This is a genomic window from Bradyrhizobium murdochi, from assembly GCF_000472965.1.
GTDB lineage: Bacteria > Pseudomonadota > Alphaproteobacteria > Rhizobiales > Xanthobacteraceae > Bradyrhizobium > Bradyrhizobium murdochi.
On record NZ_AXAU01000001.1, the window covers coordinates 623,334 to 640,869 of the forward strand.

A 17,536-nucleotide genomic window follows, 5' to 3' on the forward strand; every position below is an offset into this window, starting at 1 on the left:
CATCTTGGCAGAACGCCGATGAACGGGTAATCGACGGTCCCCGCCCGGAGGATGGAACCGATTTCTCTTCGTACGCCGCTGGCGCTTCTCCTGTCATCGCTCGCTATGATCGCGGCCCTTTGGTGGTGGCTCGCCACGCCGATTACGCTTGCACGCGCGCCGATCGATCCCACGGCCAAGCTGCAATGCGTCTCCTATGCGCCGTTCCGCGGCGCGCAGACACCCCTGATACCGACCACGCAGATCCTTCCCGAACAGATCGCGGAAGATCTGGCGCAGCTCGCCAAGATTACCGACTGCGTGCGGACCTATTCGATCGAGAATGGGCTCGACCAGGTTCCGGCGCTGGCCGCCAAGGTGGGGCTAAAGGTGATCCAGGGGATCTGGCTCTCAAGCAACCGGATCAAGAATCTTGCCCAGATTTCGGTTGCGATCGAACTGACGAAGGAACATCCGGACGTCATTACGGCGCTGGTGGTCGGCAACGAGGTGCTGCTGCGCGGCGAGATGACGACATCGGATCTCGCCGCCCACATCCGCTCGGTCAAGTCGCGGGTCACCGTGCCCGTCACCTATGCCGACGTCTGGGAGTTCTGGCTGCGCAACCGCGAAGTCTACGACGCGGTCGACTTCGTCACGATCCATATCCTGCCGTACTGGGAAGACATGCCGGTGCGTGCAAAACACGCCGCTGGCCATGTTGACGACATTCGCAAGCGGATGGCGGTGGCATTTCCGGCTAAGGAAATCCTGATCGGCGAAACCGGCTGGCCGAGCGCGGGGCGGATGCGCGAAGGCGCGCTGCCGTCGCGCACCAACCAGGCGCGCGTGGTGTCGGAAATCCTCGATCTCGCCAAGCGCGAAAAATTTCGAGTCAACCTGATCGAGGCCTACGACCAGCCGTGGAAGCGTGAGCTCGAAGGCACCGTCGGCGGCTATTGGGGCATGATCAACGACGCGCAGCGGGCAGTGAAATATCCGCCCGGCGAGCCGATCAGCAATTATCCGTTCTGGAAACTGCAGATGGGAGGCGGAATGGCGCTCAGCGCTTTCGTCTTCCTGGCCGGCTGGTTGACGCTGCGGCGGCGGCCATGGAAGCCAGGGCTGGCCGCCTGGATTGCGGTCGGGACATCGGCTACGACCGCCGGCATGCTGCTCGGAGTCGCCGCCGACAAGATGTTTTACGAGAGCTACGGCGCAGGCGGCTGGCTGCAATGGGGCGCGCTGCTGGCAGCCGCCATTGCCTCGCCGATGCTGTGTGCGAACGCCGCGATGTCGGGGCGCTCGCTGCCGACCTTCCTCGAACTGCTCGGACCGCGCGAGGGCCGGACCAAGTCGGTGCTATCGGCGTTGCTGGGGCTTGCGCTTATCGTCACCACGCTGATCGCGGCGCAAACCGCGCTCGGCTTTACGTTCGATCCGCGCTACCGCGATTTTCCGTTCGCTTCGCTGACCATGGCGGTGGTGCCGTTCGCGGCGCTGATGCTGCTGAACCGGCCGAAAGAGGGCGTGCGCCCGATTGCCGAATCCGCCTTTGCCGGCTTGCTGGTCGCGGCCGCGCTCTTCACCGGCATCAACGAGGGCAATCAGAACTGGCAGGCGATGTGGACCTGCGCGGTCTATTTGCTGCTGGCGCTCACGCTGTGGCGGGCGCGGGCCTTGCAAATCCCAAAATGAGCAGCCCGATCGCAATACCCGACAGCGCGATATTGTAGAGCACGATCCCGAATCCCGCCGCGATCAGGCCGCCGGTCAGCAGCACGATCGACGGCCGCATGACGTGAAGCGTAGCAATGATCAGCGCGGTGATGCCGAATACCGAATTCTTGAACAGGTAGGTGGCGAGCGTCCGCGACTTGCACTGCATGGTCTGCAGGCCGGCGTCGCAGGCCAGCGCAACCGTCGAGAACTCGACCGTGAGGTAGCGCAGATAGAGCGCGTAGCCGACGGTGACGAAGCCGACCACCAGCAGGAATTGAACTTGATAGGGCGTGAGCCGGAACGGGGATTTTTTCATCGGCGCAATATGGTCGGGATTGGCGGTCGGGACAAGCGTTCGCAGGCAAGCGAGAAAACAAGTCAGAATTTCGTCACAACGCCCTGTAGTAGCTTGCTAAAGCCTCATCCTGAGGAGCCCGCGAGAAGCGGGCGTCTTGAAGGATGTAGGCCACAGACCGGGCCTCATGGTTCTCCCGGCGATGCGAAGCATCGTCCGGAGACGCGCGGAGCCTGTCATCGGGCCGCGCTATGCGCGGACCCGTTGGCGCTCCTCACCACGAGGGCCTTATAACGCAGTAAATAGCCAAAAGCTTATTGTGAATTTTTCCTGCCGAAGATGGACGAAAATGTCGTCTGCGTTGGCTCCGGCGGCGGCTCCGGCTTCTTCGCCACCTCCTCAACGACGGTCGCCGCCGGTTGCTTGGCGATGGCGCGCCGGCGCGGGGCAGGCTTGGCGGCAGTGGGCGGCGGATCGTTCAACGACAGCCGCTGGCCATCGAAGATCGCGGTCTCGCAGGGGCGGCTGTTTTCAGCAAGGATGGCGCAGATCCTCGCGGCGGCGCCGGCGTCGTTCAGCGGACCGGCGACCAGGCGAAGCTGCATGCCGAGGCCGTTGACGCCTTCCTTCACGACGATGATCGGGCGCAGTGCCGTCAGCGGCGCGTTCGATCTGGATTTCAGCAATCCGCGCCACAACGCGCGCAGGCCGTTCACCGAATTGGCGCTGCCGAGATCGACCCCGAATTCGGTCCGCTGCAGGGAGATTTTTGGCGCGGTGGCGTCATCCGCCTCCGCATCTGATGGCGCCAACGCGACGACATCCGGGATCGGGCTTGCGATCACCGGGTTCGGCCCTCTGCCCAGCTCGATCAGTTTGGCGGCGGCGGGGTCAGACGGAGCCATCATCGATTGCGCGGCCATCAGTGGCGTAGCGGGCGAGGGTTTTGTGGGCTCCGGCGTGACGGCGTCGACCTTTGCCATCTCAGCCTTTGTCATCTCAGCCTTGGCCGTTTCCAGCTTGGCGCTCTCTGTTTTGGCTGCGTCGGTCTTTGCCGCCTCCTTTGCCGCGTGCGAAACCGTCGGCGGGGCAGGCTCGGCGGTGGCCTTGTCTGCGACCGCCGCTGCGACCGGGGCGGTCGCTACCGGCGCGACGCTTGGCGACGGCGGTTTTTGGGCGGCTTGCGGTTCGGCATTGGCAGCAGGCGGCGAAGCCTGCGCGGAACCCTGGCGAGCGACGGCCCCGGTGACGGATTCGAGCCCCTGTTCCAGGCTGGTGACACGGGAATAGAGCCGGTCGCGATCGCCGTTGAGGGTATCGATGGCGGCGGCGAGCCGCCGCGCCTCATTCTGCGTTTCCCTGGCTACGAGCTGAATTTGCTGCGCCTGCCGGGTGATATCTGCGGCTGCGACCTGTTCGCGCTTCAATCCAAGGGATGATTGGTTGGCCATGACGGCCAGAATCACCGCAGCCGTCGCGCCAACACCCCAGGACCCGAGCCGCCACAGCGCGCGACGGTCGAGTTCATCTTCGTCGGCCAACAGGTTGCTCAGCACGCCGCCGCTGTCATCCGCCTCGAAGTCCGCGAGATGGTCAGGTTTTTTGGCCAAACGCTCTCGGCCCTCCTCAAGGCCCGCCGAATCACGGAGTAAACATTAACAGGAAATGCGCTGCCCACTTGTTTCCGGACATTTTCGGGGCAGCGAATCGGTTTGATCTCCAGTGGAAAACAATTAAAGACGGCCGGCGCAACCGTGTTGGCCTTGAGGACCAGAATGACCGCTCGATCCAGCCTGACTGTCGTGCTTGCCGCCGGCGAGGGCACGCGCATGCGATCCGCGCTGCCAAAAGTGCTGCACCAGGTCGCCGGCCAGTCGCTGCTGGCGCATGTGCTGGACGCGGCCCCGCACGGCACGGGCGCCTCGCTTGCGGTCGTGATCGGGCCGGACCACAAGGCGGTCGCCGACGAAGTCAGGCGCGTCCGCGCGGATGCTGCGACCTTCGTTCAGGCCGAACGACTCGGCACCGCGCACGCCGTCTTGGCCGCCCGCGAGGCGATCGCGCGCGGCGCCGACGATCTGCTGGTGGCGTTCGGCGATACGCCGCTGATTTCGCCCGAAACCTTCGCCCGGCTGCGCGCGCCGCTGGAAAAAGGCGCGGCGCTGGCCGTGCTCGGCTTCCGCGCCGTCGATCCGACCGGCTACGGCCGGTTGCTGCTTGAGGGCGACCGCCTGATGGCGATCCGCGAACATGCCGACGCGACAGATGAAGAGCGCAAGGTCACGCTGTGCAATGCCGGCGTGATGGCGTTCGATGGCCGCCGCGCGCTGGAAATCCTCGACCGGATCGGCAATGCCAACAGCAAGGGCGAGTATTATCTGGTCGATGCCGTCGCCATCGTCAGGGAAATGGGATTGGAGGCCGTCGTGATCGAAACCAGCGAGGATGAAGTGCGCGGGATCAACAACAAGGCCCAGCTCGCGGAGGCCGAAGCCGTGATGCAGGCGCGGCTGCGCCAGGCGGCGCTCGAGGCCGGCGTGACGCTGATCGCGCCGGAGACGGTCTATCTCGCCGCCGACACCAAGTTCGGTAGCGACGTCACCATCGAGCCGTTTGTCGTGATCGGCCCCGGCGTCACCATCGCCGACGGCGCGGTGATCCATTCGTTCTCTCATATCGTGCAGACCTCGATCGGCAAGAAGGCGTCCATCGGTCCCTATGCGCGCCTGCGCCCGGGCACCTCGCTCGGCGACGGCGTTCGGATTGGCAATTTCGTGGAGACCAAGGCCGCGACGATCGAAGCGGGCGCCAAGGTCAACCATCTCTCCTATGTCGGCGACGCCCATGTCGGCGCCAATTCCAACCTCGGGGCCGGCACCATCACCTGCAACTACGATGGCTTCTTCAAGCACAAGACGCTGATCGGCGAGGGCGCCTTCGTCGGCACCAATTCCTCGCTGGTGGCGCCGGTGAAAATCGGCAAGGGCGCCTATATCGGCTCGGGCTCGGTCATCACCAAGGACGTGCCCGACGACGCGATGGCCGTGGAGCGCAGCCCGCAGAGCAACCGCGAGGGCGGCGCGGCGCGCTACCGCGAAATGAAGATGCGGGCGAAGGCTAAGAAAGAGGGGTAAGCGGAGCGTGTGTTAACCCGACTGCGTCATAAACCCCTCATGGTGAGGAGCGCGAAGCGCGTCTCGAACCATGAGGTCCCGTCTGTGGCCCACATCCTTCGAGACGCCCGCTCTGCGGGCTCCTCAGGATGAGGGGTGGTTGAGAAGTTATGACGCAGTAGAATTAAGCTTTCCCGCTTAGACTGTTTCAATCGGCGATACGCTTTTCGGTCGAAAATGCCGTGAATGGGCCCGGCACCTTGCGGACCTTCGCGAAACCCCTTGGCGCGCCAGCACGATTTAGCAATTTGGCTACCAATTGGTGCCAGCATTCCGCCATTGCGGATAGGTCGCGATCAGCGACAGCGAATTCCGAAAGGCTTTAACTCGACCAGCCCGGTTGGCGGTCTCTTTCCTTTGGAGAGGCCCACGATGTTCAAAGGCTTTGTAATGGCAGCCTTGATGCTGCTTGGTGCGTCGCAGCTAGACCAGTATCTCACCCATGGTCGGTATACCGATGCCGCCATATCGATGCTGCGGCAGATCAGGCACTCGTTCGGTATCTGACCTGCAACCCGGCTGGGGTCGGCTGCAATGCGTCAGGCCACTTCGGTTGACGCCGAAGGGAACGCATTAACCTTGATGAATATTCATTCAAGTTCCTGCAACCATCAGTCTCGCTCGGCGTCATGCCTAAGTGCGTGGAGCGCATTATGGACGACGACGACAGGGAACAGCGTGAACTTCAAGAGCGGGTGATGCGTTTCCGCGCGATGGAGCGCGAGGTCACTGACCCGCTTGCAATTGGGCTCCTGCACGACATCGTCACAGAATTGGAAGCGGCCCTGGAGCAGCCTGACAAGTAGTCAAGCAAAAGCCCGGCAGCCATTTCGGACTGCCGGGCCTTACGCAAATACTAGGTGAACTAATACCGCGCCGCTGCAATGCGGCTATTCTGATGCGGATTTCGGCACCGTCTATCCGGAAGAGTACGGGCGCGCACTGTCGTCCCGTTGGAACCGAACCCGCGTACCTTTGCGGGCGGGCGCACTTTGTATGCCGGCAGAGCGCGACTGTTTCGCGCAATCATTCGCCATAAGGCTAACGTCGAAGCTGCTCGCAATAGTTGTTTATTGAGGGCAATACGCTAGAGTGCCGCGCGGGGGAACTTGATGTCATTCGCAGACAAGCTCGTCCGAACGCCTCGTCGTGAGAAGTCGGGCGAAACGGGATACGAGCGATACGATTATCAGGCGAGTTGGGGGCTCGCGCTAATCTTCGAGAGTCACAATGACCTCGACGATTACGCCATCGCTTTCGAGTTTCACGATGACATCGTGCGTCTCAACAGTAGCTCCTCCCCGACGCGCGCGCGGTTTTATCAGGTCAAGACGAAGGTGAAGGGCCACTGGACCCTGACTGACTTGACCGCGCGTAAGCAGTCGAAAGACAAGACCTCTTTGCTGCCGTCCTACATCGGAAAGATGCTCGACAACTACCAGCTGTTTCCCGGCGAAACAGAACGTTTGAGCTTTGTTTCGAACGTGCCATGCGAATTTATGGACGCCTCGGCGACGGTTTGTTGTTTCGCCGATTGTAAAGCAGAAGACTTTGCCAAATTTCTCGCGAAGCTAAAGCACGAGTGTTCCTCAGCATCCGAGAGTACCGCAAAGCTCATGCATTTCGTCCGAGCAGATTTGAGTCTGCACGATGCATCTGCCCATCTCAAAGGAATGATGCAAAACTTCGTAACCAGTCAGCTGGGTACGGTTAGTTACGCCCCGGATACACTTTACAAGACGATCATTGAGGAGTGCCGCACCAAATCCAAATTCACAGGATCCATTCACTCATTCGATGATTTGATCAAGCATAAGGCTATCACCAAGAGTCAAGTAAACGGTTGGCTATCACAGATCACTGCCAGCCATGCTCTGCCAACTTGGACCGAGATCAGCAACGATCTGACATACGGTGCAATGGAGAAGGCAAAAATCGCGAAGGAATGGCATCTCTATAGAACGCTAGCGCTTGGAGCTGGTAACGAAGCAATAAACCGCGTCCGAACACGCATTCGCGCAGAATTGAAGAAGCTGAGTTTCTCGCTTGATTTGACGCCGTTGACCGAGGATGTCTTCAGTAAGGTATGGAGCTTCGCAACGGCCACGATTTCCGACCTGACTGGAAGCCGTTTAAGAGCAATGATCATCTACGAGGTGATGACTTATGACGCGTCAGGAGATGTACAAAAAGCTGATCAGAAGCTTGCGGACGCGAAGCCATGAAAAACTTGCAATTAAAAAGGCTGCTTCTGTTGTCCGTGCGCGAGAAGGCGGCACAGATGGTCGAGTTCGATCCGAACACGACCGTGGTGCTCGGCGAAAATGACACCGGCAAATCTTGTCTCATCAAGTCGATCTATGCCGCATTCGGAGCTGACGCTGCGAAGGTAAACCCGACGTGGGTTGAGGCGAAGGTAGATACCTTCGTAGATTTTACGGTTGATGGGGTGCCGTATAGCATCCTGCGATCCGGAAACAATTTCGGCCTGTACAATGGCGATGGCGAGGCGATTTGGTCAGGCACCGGCGTTACTCGCGGGATCGGACCAGAGCTGGCTCGCCTGCTGCGTTTTGAACTCACACTTCCCGATCGCAGCGGTGAGCTGATTATCCCTCCACCAGCGTTTCTGTTTCTGCCATTTTACGTCGATCAAGACGTCAGTTGGGTGGGCAACTGGAATTCATTCTCCAATCTGCAAATGTTCAGCAACTACCGAAAAGATGTTGCGAACTTCCATGCCGGTCTACGGCCAAATGAATATTACCAAGCAAAGGCACTGAAAGCTGCGGCCGATAAAGCGCGCGATGAATTGAAGGTCGACCGGCGGGCATTGGATCGCGCGAGCAAGCGCCTTCGGTCGACGCGCACGCGATTGCACTTTGATCTTTCCCCCGATCAATTTGCTGATCAGATAGACGCGCTCGTCGCCGAGTGTCGAGGTTTGCAGGTTGAGCAGGATAAAGCGCAACGGGTCCTGTCGGAGCTCAATTCAAAAAGGGCGATTCTCGTAGAGCAGGCGGCGATCGCGGAAAATGCTCTTGCCGACCTTGATGCTGATTACGAATTTCTAAGGCGAGAGAGCGACGACGAAATCGTTTGTCCCACATGCGGGACCGTTCATGCCAATGACTTTGCCAATAAGTTCAGTCTAATATCGGACGTTGACACCTGTCGCGGGTTTCTCATTGAGGTCCGTCGGGAAATCGAAACGGTGGATGCTCAAATATCTGCTGAAAAGGAGCGGCTGCGATCATTTTCGGGATCGATCGAGCGGATCAACAGCATTCTCGATGAGCAGAGAGGCGAGCTCAAGCTTCGCGATTTGATCGAGGGCGAGAGCGAAAAGCTAATGGACAATACATTCGCCGCAGAGGAGAAGGAAATAGACTCCCAAATCGGTGCGCAAGAGATGAAATCCGATGAGGCCGCTCAGAGCATGAAGTCGTTTGACGACAAGAAGCGGCAGGAAAACATCAAAGGGTTCTACTTGCAGCAAATGGATTCATTTGTGCAACTGCTTCAGGTGCCTAACCTGACAGCAAAGAACTACAAGGCGATCGACAGCAATATCCGTGAAACGGGCAGCGATCTGCCGCGCGCACTCCTGGCATACTATTATTCATTCATCCATACAATGAAGCGGTTTTCTACGTCAGCGTTCTGTCCCATCGTTGTTGACACGCCCGTACAGCAAGACCAAGACGCGACAAATGCTGCGCGGATGATAACCTTTTGTCTCAACCAGATTCCTGAGGGCTCTCAGCTTATTCTGGGCACAGTGAGTTTGCACGGCGTCGAATACGATGGTCATGTGGTCGAGACAGATACTAAAAACAAGTTACTTAAGGCAGATTTGTTCGAGGAAGTCAGTGATTTCCTAAAACCATACTACAGCAAGCTACTCCAATGAGGTGCTCATCGTCGTGCCGCGAGGTGACCAGCACGACGACGGGCTTGGATCGCGGTTTGGCTTACGGTGCAGTGCATTTAATTATCGTTCTCGCTGCGGGAGCCAGGGTCAGGACCCCACACACCGAACGAAAAACTCGGATGACGACTTCGAGCCCAGAACGGACCTGATCAGCCGGTCGACGGCTAGTTGACTGCCAATTGAGCGGCGAAAGCCCGCTTGTAGGCGGCCCGTGCTTCGCCGCGGGCGACATAGGCGGCCAGGTTCGGAAATTCGTCCAGAATGCCCGATGATCTCAGCCTGAGCAGCACCGACACCATCATCAGGTCGCCCGCGCTGAACGCACCGTCGAGCCAGTCGGCTTCGCCCAGGCGAGCGGAAAGCTGGTTCAGCCGGCTGCGCACACGATCCTCGACCAGAGGCAGACGCTCCTTGTTCCAGGGCTTGTCGCCCTCAAGGAGCCTGGCGGTCTCGCGTTCAAGGATCGGCGGCTCCACTGTGTTGACCGCGGCGAACATCCATGTGATCGCGCGCGCCCGGGCATTGGCGTCATCGGGCAGCAGGCCCGCATGGCGCTCGGCAATATGGAGCACGATCGCTCCTGTCTCGAACAGGGCGAGATCGCCTTCTTCATAGGTCGGGATCTGGCCGAAGGGATGAAGCGCCAGATGCGCCGGCTCCTTCATCGCACGGAACGAAACAAGGCGAACCTCGTAAGGTTGGCCCACTTCTTCAAGCGCCCAGCGAACGCGCGTGTCACGCGCCAGTCCCTTGCCGCCGTCGGGCGAACGTTCAAAGGCGGTGATGGTGATGGTCATCGCGGGCCCCTCCTGGCAAAGATCCGGCTGCGGGTCTGGCAAGCTATCGTGATAAATTCAACGACAATTACGGTAACAGTGCACTCAATCCGACCGAAGGTTGCTGGCGTGGTGCATTAAATGCACTGTCACCGTAATTCCGGTCCGGATGCGGAGCGGCACGATCCAGATCAAGATGGGCGCTCGACAGCCGCCCAAGGAACTCGCCTTGGGCTGGACACTCCTCGGCCACCGCGCTCACGAACCGCTTGTGGAGGACGTCAACAATGAAACGCTGCCTTGCTGCTTTCGCAATCGCCGCCAGCCTGTTCGCACCAGTTGCGCACGCCAACGATGCCCTGGAAGCCAAGGTGCGGGCCTACGTTCCGGTCGTCTCCCTCGCCAAAGCATGTGACATCAGGATCAATGACGCCACCTTAGGTGACCACCGCGCCATGCTCGAAGCGGCGAAATCCGACCCGAACGCCAACAAACTCGCCTACCGCGTCCATTACGAAATACAGACGGCCTACATCAAGGCCCGCGACGGAGGTCAGCGGGTCGCCTTCTGCAGGGACTTCATCGCGGCCAACACCCAATACGCCAAGGCGCGCTTCACCGCCGTGGTCGAGGGCCACATGAGCGACGTCAGCACGAGTGTGCAGAAAGCGATCGCCCACAACGTCTGCGGTGCGCCCCCCGTCAAGCTGTCCAAGGCCGACTGGAAACCGTACGCGCACATCAAAAAGATGCTTCAGAACGAGCAAAAGTTGGCCAAGGAAAACGCCGAGACGAACGGCTGGAACGTCACCGAGGAAACGACGGCGGTCACCGAACAGTTCTGCGCGGCGATAAAAACCCGATGAGCATCACCGCCGCCAAAAGTCCGAGCCCCGCTGATGCGTCTTTGCGCGGGATTACGGTGACACTGCACAAATTGCACCGGTGGCCGCGTCACAAACTGGGATGATGGGCAAATCAATTCTGATTTTCAGAAATCGCGTCAAGCCCCGGAATCAAAAATATTCAGCTTCCATTGCCGGCCAAATCACCGCTATCAATTCGCCCGTCCACCCCGGCAAGAGGGGCGTATCGCGATCGTCACGGACGCGGGGTTGGATGCGGTGGACGCAGCGGCGTCGGGCGCGATCGTGGTCGCAGGGCGGGTTCTCCCGTGAGTGTTCCAACGTTTGCGCAGACGACCGGCGTTTCAAGGCCTTCGTCAGAACCTCAGTCGGCATCCCGCCGATCGGAGTGAAGGTGAGGGCGCTGCGTACGGCGAAGTCGTGTGGTCCTGGCATCCGTGGCTGGTGTCAAGCTGACGGAGGCGCGTCGAGCCCAACCGGATTCGACAAGCCTTTAATCCGGCAGCGATGGAGGCAAGAGGAATTCGTCTCCAGGGAGAGCACGAAGTAAGCCGTAAAGCCATTGCGCAGGGAATGCCGGAGTGCCTCGGCTGTACCTGTATGCTCGTGTGCGCATCTTTTAGCGCTTATTGCACACGAGACCGCGGGTGCAGCAAGCACCCGGCATTCCCTGCTCCCTCCTTCTCGGGGGGAACCAAGGCCAAGCCTCGGGCAGTTCATGCCGCGAGATCGCGGACTCATATTCCGCCAGGATGGCGGATGTGACAGGGTAATCGCGGGTGGCGGCCGTTAAGCTTTCCGCTTAAGACTGTCTCAATCGGCAATAATTATTGAGTATCTGTCGGCCTGCCATTGCCGGTAAGAGACTAACGGGTTGCGACGCATTTCGTCGATTTGGGGAAATTGAACCGCATGTGCGGCATTGTCGGCATTCTCGGACGCGCTCCGGTCGCGGAGCTTCTGGTAGACTCACTCAAACGGCTTGAATATCGCGGCTATGATTCCGCAGGCGTCGCCACGCTGGAAGGCGATCACCTCGCGCGCCGCCGGGCCGAGGGCAAGCTGAAGAATCTCGAGAAGCGGCTGGATGCGGAACCGCTGAAGGGGCACACCGGAATCGGGCACACCCGCTGGGCGACGCACGGCAAGCCGACCGAGAACAATGCGCATCCGCACGCGACCGATCGCGTCGCCGTGGTCCACAACGGCATCATCGAGAACTTTCGCGAGCTGCGCGAGGCGCTGGAGAAGAAGGGCGCGGTCTTCAAGACCGAAACCGATACCGAAATCGTTGTCCACCTCGTCGATAGTTTTCTCCAGAAGGGCATCAAGCCGGTCGAGGCGGTGAGGGCGGCGCTGTCGGAACTGCGCGGCGCGTTCGCGCTCGGGTTCATCTTCGCCGGCGATGACGATCTGATGATCGGCGCCCGCAACGGCCCGCCGCTGGCGATCGGTCACGGCGACGGCGAAATGTATCTGGGGTCGGACGCGATCGCGCTCGGGCCGTTCACCGATACGATCAGCTATCTCGAAGACGGCGATTGGGTGGTGCTGACGCGCAAGGGCGCGACCGTCTACGACAAGACCAACGCGATCGTTCACCGCGACGCGGTCAAACATAGCGCCTCGACCTCGCTGGTCGACAAGGCGAACTACCGCCACTTCATGGCCAAGGAAATCCATGAGCAGCCGGAAGTGGTCGGCCATACGCTGGCACGTTACGTCGACATGGCGAGCGAGCGCGTCATGTTGCCGGTCAAGCTGCCGTTCGACTTCAAGGACATCCAGCGCATTTCGATCACGGCCTGCGGCACCGCGAACTATGCCGGCTATGTCGCCAAATACTGGTTCGAACGGCTGGCGCGCATTCCCGTCGAAATCGATATCGCCTCCGAATTCCGTTACCGCGAGGCGCCGTTGCGCAAGGGCGATCTCGCGATCTTCATTTCGCAGTCCGGCGAGACCGCCGACACGCTGGCCGCGCTGCGCTATGCCAAGGCCGAGGGCGCCCACACCCTCTCTGTCGTCAACGTGCCGACCTCGACGATTGCGCGCGAAAGCGAAACCGTGCTGCAGACGCTGGCCGGTCCCGAAATCGGCGTCGCCTCGACCAAGGCCTTTACCTGCCAGTTGATGGTGCTGGCCTCGCTCGCGGTTGCGGCCGGCAAGGCGCGCGGCGAACTGTCTGGCGAAGACGAGACCAAGCTCGTCCACGGCCTCGTCGAGATTCCGCGGCTGATGGCGGCGGCGCTGACGTTGGAACCGCAGATCGAAAAGCTGGCGCGCGACATCTCGAAATCGAAGGACGTGCTCTATCTCGGCCGCGGCACCAGCTATCCGCTGGCGCTGGAAGGCGCGCTCAAGCTGAAGGAAATTTCCTACATCCACGCCGAGGGCTATGCGGCCGGCGAACTCAAGCACGGGCCGATCGCGCTGATCGACGAGAACATGCCGGTGGTGGTGATCGCGCCGTTCGACCGGGTGTTCGAGAAGACGGTCTCCAATATGCAGGAAGTCGCGGCCCGTGGCGGCAACATCATTCTGATGACCGATGCCAAGGGAGCGGCCGAAGCCACCGTCGACTCGCTGGTCACGATCGTGCTGCCCGACATGGCGTCGGCGTTCACCCCGATGGTCTATGCCATCCCGATGCAGCTTTTGGCCTATCATACCGCCGTGGTGATGGGCACCGACGTGGATCAGCCGCGAAATCTCGCGAAATCGGTAACCGTCGAATAGTCAAGACTATCCGCTGTCACGCTGGCCCTTCAAAAACCTGCTAGGATGGCTTAGCTGGCATAGGCGCGATCAGCAAAAGTGGACCCCGGTTTTGCGTCCGATCGCGCCCGAATGTCGAGTTCGGCCGCCCTGACCTGGAACCACGATGAACCGCGAAGAACTGCCCCCGACCGCGTCCCCGGAGGAGCCCCTGCCGGAGGCGCACCACGCCGGGCTAATGGCCCGTTTCCGGAACTATTTTCTGACCGGACTGATTGTCGCAGGGCCGGTCGCGATCACGCTCTATCTGACCTGGTGGTTCGTGAACTGGGTCGACAACCTGGTCAGGCCGTTCGTGCCGACGGTCTACCGTCCCGAAACCTATCTGCCGTTCGGTCTGCCCGGTTCGGGCCTTATCGTCGCCGTGGTTGCGCTGACGCTGCTCGGGTTCCTTACCGCCAATTTGATCGGGCGGACCCTGGTCGACCTCGGCGAGCGGCTGCTCGGCCGCATGCCCGTGGTGCGCGCGATCTATCGCGGCCTGAAGCAGGTGTTCGAGACGCTGTTCTCGGGCAAGGGGTCGAGCTTTCGCAAGGTCGGCCTGGTTGAATTTCCCTCGCCGGGCATGTGGTCGATCGTTTTGATCTCGCAGTCGCCGAGCGCGAACGTGGCAAGCCAGCTTCCCGGCCAGGAAGAGCACATCTCGGTGTTCCTGCCCTGCGCGCCGAACCCGACCACGGGTTTCTTTTTCTACGTGCCGAAGAGCAAGATCATCGAAGTCGACATGACGACCGAAGACGCGGCGACGCTGATCATGTCGGCCGGCGTGGTGCAGCCCGGCTCCGATCAACAGAAACGCAACGCCGCGCTAGCCGGCATGGCGAACGCGGCGCGTGTGGCGAATTCGGCTGCCGGGCTGAAGCCGGCTCCCGCGAAGGCGAAGGTGGAGTAGGGCGGCGCCGACATCATGACCAAGAAGATCGAAGGCATCATTCCGGTGATGATCACGCCGTTTACCGAAAGCGGCCAGATCGACTATCCCGGCCTCGGCCGGCTGGTGGAATGGTACATCGACAATGGTTCGGACGCGCTGTTTGCGGTCTGCCAGTCCAGCGAGATGCAGTTTCTCACCCTCGACGAACGGGTTGCGCTCGCCGCTTTCGTCAAAAAAGCCGCGGCCGGCCATGTTCCGGTGATCGCGTCCGGTCACATCAGCGAAAGCCTGGACGACCAGCTTGCCGAACTGACCGCCATTGCTGCGACCGGAGTCGACGGCATGGTGCTCGTCACCAACCGGCTCGACGCCAAGCAGGAAGGCGGGAGCAAATTCATCGACGACCTGAGCTGGCTGCTCGATCGGCTGCCGACGCAAATTCCGCTTGGTCTGTACGAATGCCCGGCGCCCTATCGTCGTCTGCTCACCGACGACGAGCTGACGTTCTGCGCCAACACCGGCCGCTTCGTCATCCTCAAGGACGTCTCCTGCGACCTCGAAACGGTGAAGCGCCGCGTGACGCTGACCAGGGGCACGCCGCTTTCGATCGTCAATGCCAATGCGGCGATTGCCTTTGAGGCAATGAAGGCAGGCTCACGCGGGTTTACCGGCGTATTCACGAATTTTCATCCCGATCTCTACAAGTGGCTGATGACCGAGCATGCCTATCATCCGGCGCTGGCGGACGAACTTTCCGTCTATCTCGCGCTGTCGGCTATGGCCGAACCGATGGGCTACCCGAAGCTTGCCAAGCTCTATCACCAGCGCCTCGGCACGTTCTCCTGTACCGACAGCCGCGCCGTCACCTTCGATATCCGCGAGAAGTTCTGGGCGCTGGAGGCGCTGCTCGACAAGATCGTCGAGGGCGCCGAGCACTACCGGACCCGCATTGCCACGGTTACGAGTTATCCCGCACCGATCAGCGGCACCGCTTCATCGCGCTCATACAGATAGAGCAGACAGCGCAGCGCTTCGCCGCGCTCGCCCTTGAGCTTCGGATTGTCCTTCATGATGCGCAGCGCTTCGTCGCGCGCCTGCGTGATGAGCTGGCCGTGCACGTCGGAGCGGGCGATGCGATAGCCGGGTAGGCCGCTCTGACGGATGCCGAGCACGTCGCCTTCGCCGCGCAGTTTGAGATCCTCTTCGGCAATCCGGAAGCCGTCGGTGGTCTCCCGGATCACCTTCAGCCGCGCCGCCGACATTTCGCCGAGCGGCTCCTTGTAGAGCAACAGGCAGGTCGAGGATTCCGCTCCACGGCCGATCCGGCCGCGGAGCTGGTGCAATTGCGCGAGCCCGAAGCGTTCGGCGTTTTCGATCACCATGATGGTCGCGGCGGGGACGTCGACGCCGACCTCGACTACGGTGGTGGCGACCAGAAGCCCGATCTCGTGGGCGGCAAACTGCGCCATCACGCGATCCTTATCCGTGCCCTTCATCTGCCCATGCACCAGCCCGACGCGGTCGCCGAAACGTTTCTGCAGCCGCTCGAAACGCTCGGTGGCGTTGGTGAGATGTTCGGTGCCCTCGGCCTCGGATTCCTCGACCAGCGGACAGATCCAGTAAACCAGCTTGCCCGATTTCAACGCGCGGCCGACGGCATCGACGACTTCATCGAGGCGGCTGGCCGGAACCGCGCGAGTGTCGATCGGCTGGCGGCCAGCCGGTTTTTCCCTCAATTCGGAGACGTCCATGTCGCCGAAATAAGTGAGTACCAGCGTGCGGGGGATCGGCGTTGCGCTCAAGACCAGCACGTCGACGGCTTCGCCCTTGTTGGTGAGCGCGAGCCGTTCGCGCACGCCGAAGCGATGCTGTTCGTCGACCACCGCGAGCGCCAGCGACTTGAAGATCACGTCGTCCTGGATCAGCGCGTGGGTGCCGACCAGAAAATCGATTTCGCCGGCTTCGAGCCGCGCTAAAATCTCGCGCCGCTCCTTGCCTTTTTCGCGGCCGGTCAGGATCGCTACGCGAAGACCTGCGCGCTCTGCCAGCGGCGCGATGGTCTTGATATGCTGGCGCGCGAGGATTTCGGTCGGCGCCATCAGCGCGGCCTGCTTGCCGGCTTCGGTGACGGCAGCCGCGGCGAGCAGCGCCACCACCGTCTTGCCGGACCCGACGTCGCCCTGCAGCAGCCGCAACATCCGTACCGGCTGGAGCAAATCCTCTGTGATGGCGGCGACCGCCGCGCGCTGCGAGCCGGTGAGCGCGTAGGGCAGCGCGTCGATGATCTTGTGGCGCAGGTGACCGTCGCCGGCGTTGCGGTCGCCGGCCGGACGCCGCAATTGCGCGCGCACCAGCGCCAGTGCCAGTTGACCGGCGAGCAGCTCGTCGAAGGCGAGCCGCGACCAGAACGGGCCGTCGGGCAAAATGTCCGTGAGCTCGACCGGCACATGCACGCGGGTGAGCGCTTGGCGGATCGGCGGAAAGTTGCAGCGGCGGATCACTTCCGGGCTGATCCATTCGGGCAGCTCCGGCAACTTCTGCAGCGCCTGCGCGATCGCCCGGCGCAGCGACCCTAGCGCGAGGCCTTCCGTTAGCGGATAGACCGGATCGATACCGCTGAGTTTTGCAAATCCCGCCTCGTCGACGATGCGATCGGGATGCACGATCTGCGGGATGCCGTCATACATTTGCAGCGTGCCGGAAACGTAGCGCTTTTCGCCGACCGGCAGCAGCTTTTCGACATAGCCGGGCTTGGCGCGGAAGAACGTCAGCACCACGTCGCCGGTATCATCAGAGGCATAGACGAGGTAGGGCGCGCGGGCACTGCGCGGCGGAGGCGGCCGGTGACGGTCCACGGTGACTTCCAGCGTCACGACGGTTCCCGGTACAGCCTCGCGGATCTTCGGCCGTGCCCTGCGGTCGATCACGCTGGCCGGCAAATGCAACAGCAGATCGACCAACCGCGGGGTCTCGTCGCGGTCGAGCAAATAGCGCAGCAGCTTGTCCTGTTTCGGCCCGACGCCGGGCAGGCTCGTGACCGGCGCAAACAAGGGATTGAGCAGGCTGGGGCGCATCAGGTCTCTCGTCGCACATAGCGCGTCATGCGCGGGCTTGCTGACTTCGCCAAGGCTTCGGCGGC

General features: G+C 61.3%; 14 protein-coding genes. 10 read left to right on the forward strand and 4 right to left on the reverse strand.

Features of this window, described 5'->3' with window-relative positions; genetic code table 11:
- The first annotated feature begins 51 nt into the window (after window positions 1-51).
- Window positions 52-1,677 carry a glycoside hydrolase family 17 protein gene (locus YUO_RS0103215; RefSeq protein WP_028346003.1) on the forward strand — a complete coding sequence of 542 codons (1,626 nt, stop codon included), beginning with the start codon at window positions 52-54 and terminating at the stop codon, window positions 1,675-1,677.
- Here YUO_RS0103215 and YUO_RS0103220 read toward each other — a convergent pair.
- Both YUO_RS0103220 and YUO_RS39605 read right to left on the reverse strand, forming a co-directional pair.
- On the reverse strand, window positions 1,637-2,017 hold the full coding sequence (locus tag YUO_RS0103220) for a hypothetical protein (protein ID WP_028346004.1): 381 nt from the start codon (window positions 2,015-2,017) through the stop codon (window positions 1,637-1,639). The two genes, YUO_RS0103215 and YUO_RS0103220, sit on opposite strands and share 41 nt — an antisense overlap.
- A gap of 293 nt (window positions 2,018-2,310) precedes the next feature.
- Window positions 2,311-3,606, reverse strand: a complete 1,296-nt coding sequence (locus YUO_RS39605) for a hypothetical protein (RefSeq protein WP_051379195.1) — start codon at window positions 3,604-3,606, stop codon at window positions 2,311-2,313.
- 165 nt (window positions 3,607-3,771) lie between these two features.
- On the opposite strand from YUO_RS39605, the gene glmU reads away from it, so the two are divergent.
- From glmU to YUO_RS44485, 5 genes are all read left to right on the forward strand, one after another.
- Window positions 3,772-5,130, forward strand: a complete 1,359-nt coding sequence (gene glmU, locus YUO_RS0103230) for a bifunctional UDP-N-acetylglucosamine diphosphorylase/glucosamine-1-phosphate N-acetyltransferase GlmU (protein ID WP_028346005.1) — start codon at window positions 3,772-3,774, stop codon at window positions 5,128-5,130.
- A 411-nt stretch (window positions 5,131-5,541) separates the two neighbouring features.
- A complete protein-coding gene (locus YUO_RS48450) occupies window positions 5,542-5,676 on the forward strand; it encodes a hypothetical protein (protein WP_283806399.1) in 135 nt (44 codons plus the stop codon).
- Between the two features lie 146 nt (window positions 5,677-5,822).
- A complete protein-coding gene (locus YUO_RS46985) occupies window positions 5,823-5,975 on the forward strand; it encodes a hypothetical protein (protein ID WP_198027958.1) in 153 nt (50 codons plus the stop codon).
- Window positions 5,976-6,281: 306 nt separating this feature from the next.
- Window positions 6,282-7,394, forward strand: a complete 1,113-nt coding sequence (locus tag YUO_RS0103250; RefSeq protein ID WP_035725802.1) for a dsDNA nuclease domain-containing protein — start codon at window positions 6,282-6,284, stop codon at window positions 7,392-7,394.
- Window positions 7,391-9,082 (forward strand): hypothetical protein, encoded by a 1,692-nt coding sequence (locus YUO_RS44485; protein WP_051379196.1) that lies wholly within the window; start codon window positions 7,391-7,393, stop codon window positions 9,080-9,082. The genes YUO_RS0103250 and YUO_RS44485 overlap by 4 nt, the downstream gene beginning before the upstream one ends.
- Before the next feature lie 185 nt (window positions 9,083-9,267).
- Here the strand turns inward: YUO_RS44485 and YUO_RS0103265 are convergent, their stop codons facing one another.
- Entirely contained in the window at window positions 9,268-9,900 is a 633-nt protein-coding gene (locus YUO_RS0103265; RefSeq protein ID WP_028346007.1) for a glutathione S-transferase family protein, read from the reverse strand.
- A 266-nt stretch (window positions 9,901-10,166) separates the two neighbouring features.
- Here YUO_RS0103265 and YUO_RS0103270 point away from each other — a divergent pair, with 266 nt between their 5' ends.
- The 4 genes from YUO_RS0103270 to YUO_RS39620 all read left to right on the forward strand — a co-directional run bounded on the left by YUO_RS0103270 (window position 10,167) and on the right by YUO_RS39620 (window position 15,411).
- Entirely contained in the window at window positions 10,167-10,745 is a 579-nt protein-coding gene (locus YUO_RS0103270) for a hypothetical protein (RefSeq protein WP_028346008.1), read from the forward strand.
- Between the two features lie 912 nt (window positions 10,746-11,657).
- Window positions 11,658-13,484 carry a glutamine--fructose-6-phosphate transaminase (isomerizing) gene (glmS, locus tag YUO_RS0103275; RefSeq protein WP_028346009.1) on the forward strand — a complete coding sequence of 609 codons (1,827 nt, stop codon included), beginning with the start codon at window positions 11,658-11,660 and terminating at the stop codon, window positions 13,482-13,484.
- 145 nt (window positions 13,485-13,629) lie between these two features.
- Entirely contained in the window at window positions 13,630-14,415 is a 786-nt protein-coding gene (locus YUO_RS0103280; protein WP_028346010.1) for a DUF502 domain-containing protein, read from the forward strand.
- Window positions 14,416-14,430: 15 nt separating this feature from the next.
- Complete coding sequence (locus YUO_RS39620; protein WP_051379197.1) at window positions 14,431-15,411, forward strand: dihydrodipicolinate synthase family protein; 981 nt, start codon at window positions 14,431-14,433, stop codon at window positions 15,409-15,411.
- Here YUO_RS39620 and recG read toward each other — a convergent pair.
- The gene (gene recG, locus YUO_RS0103290; protein WP_028346011.1) at window positions 15,363-17,471 is read right to left on the reverse strand and encodes an ATP-dependent DNA helicase RecG; all 2,109 of its coding nucleotides are present in this window, start codon (window positions 17,469-17,471) and stop codon (window positions 15,363-15,365) included. The two genes, YUO_RS39620 and recG, sit on opposite strands and share 49 nt — an antisense overlap.
- Window positions 17,472-17,536 lie beyond the last annotated feature (65 nt).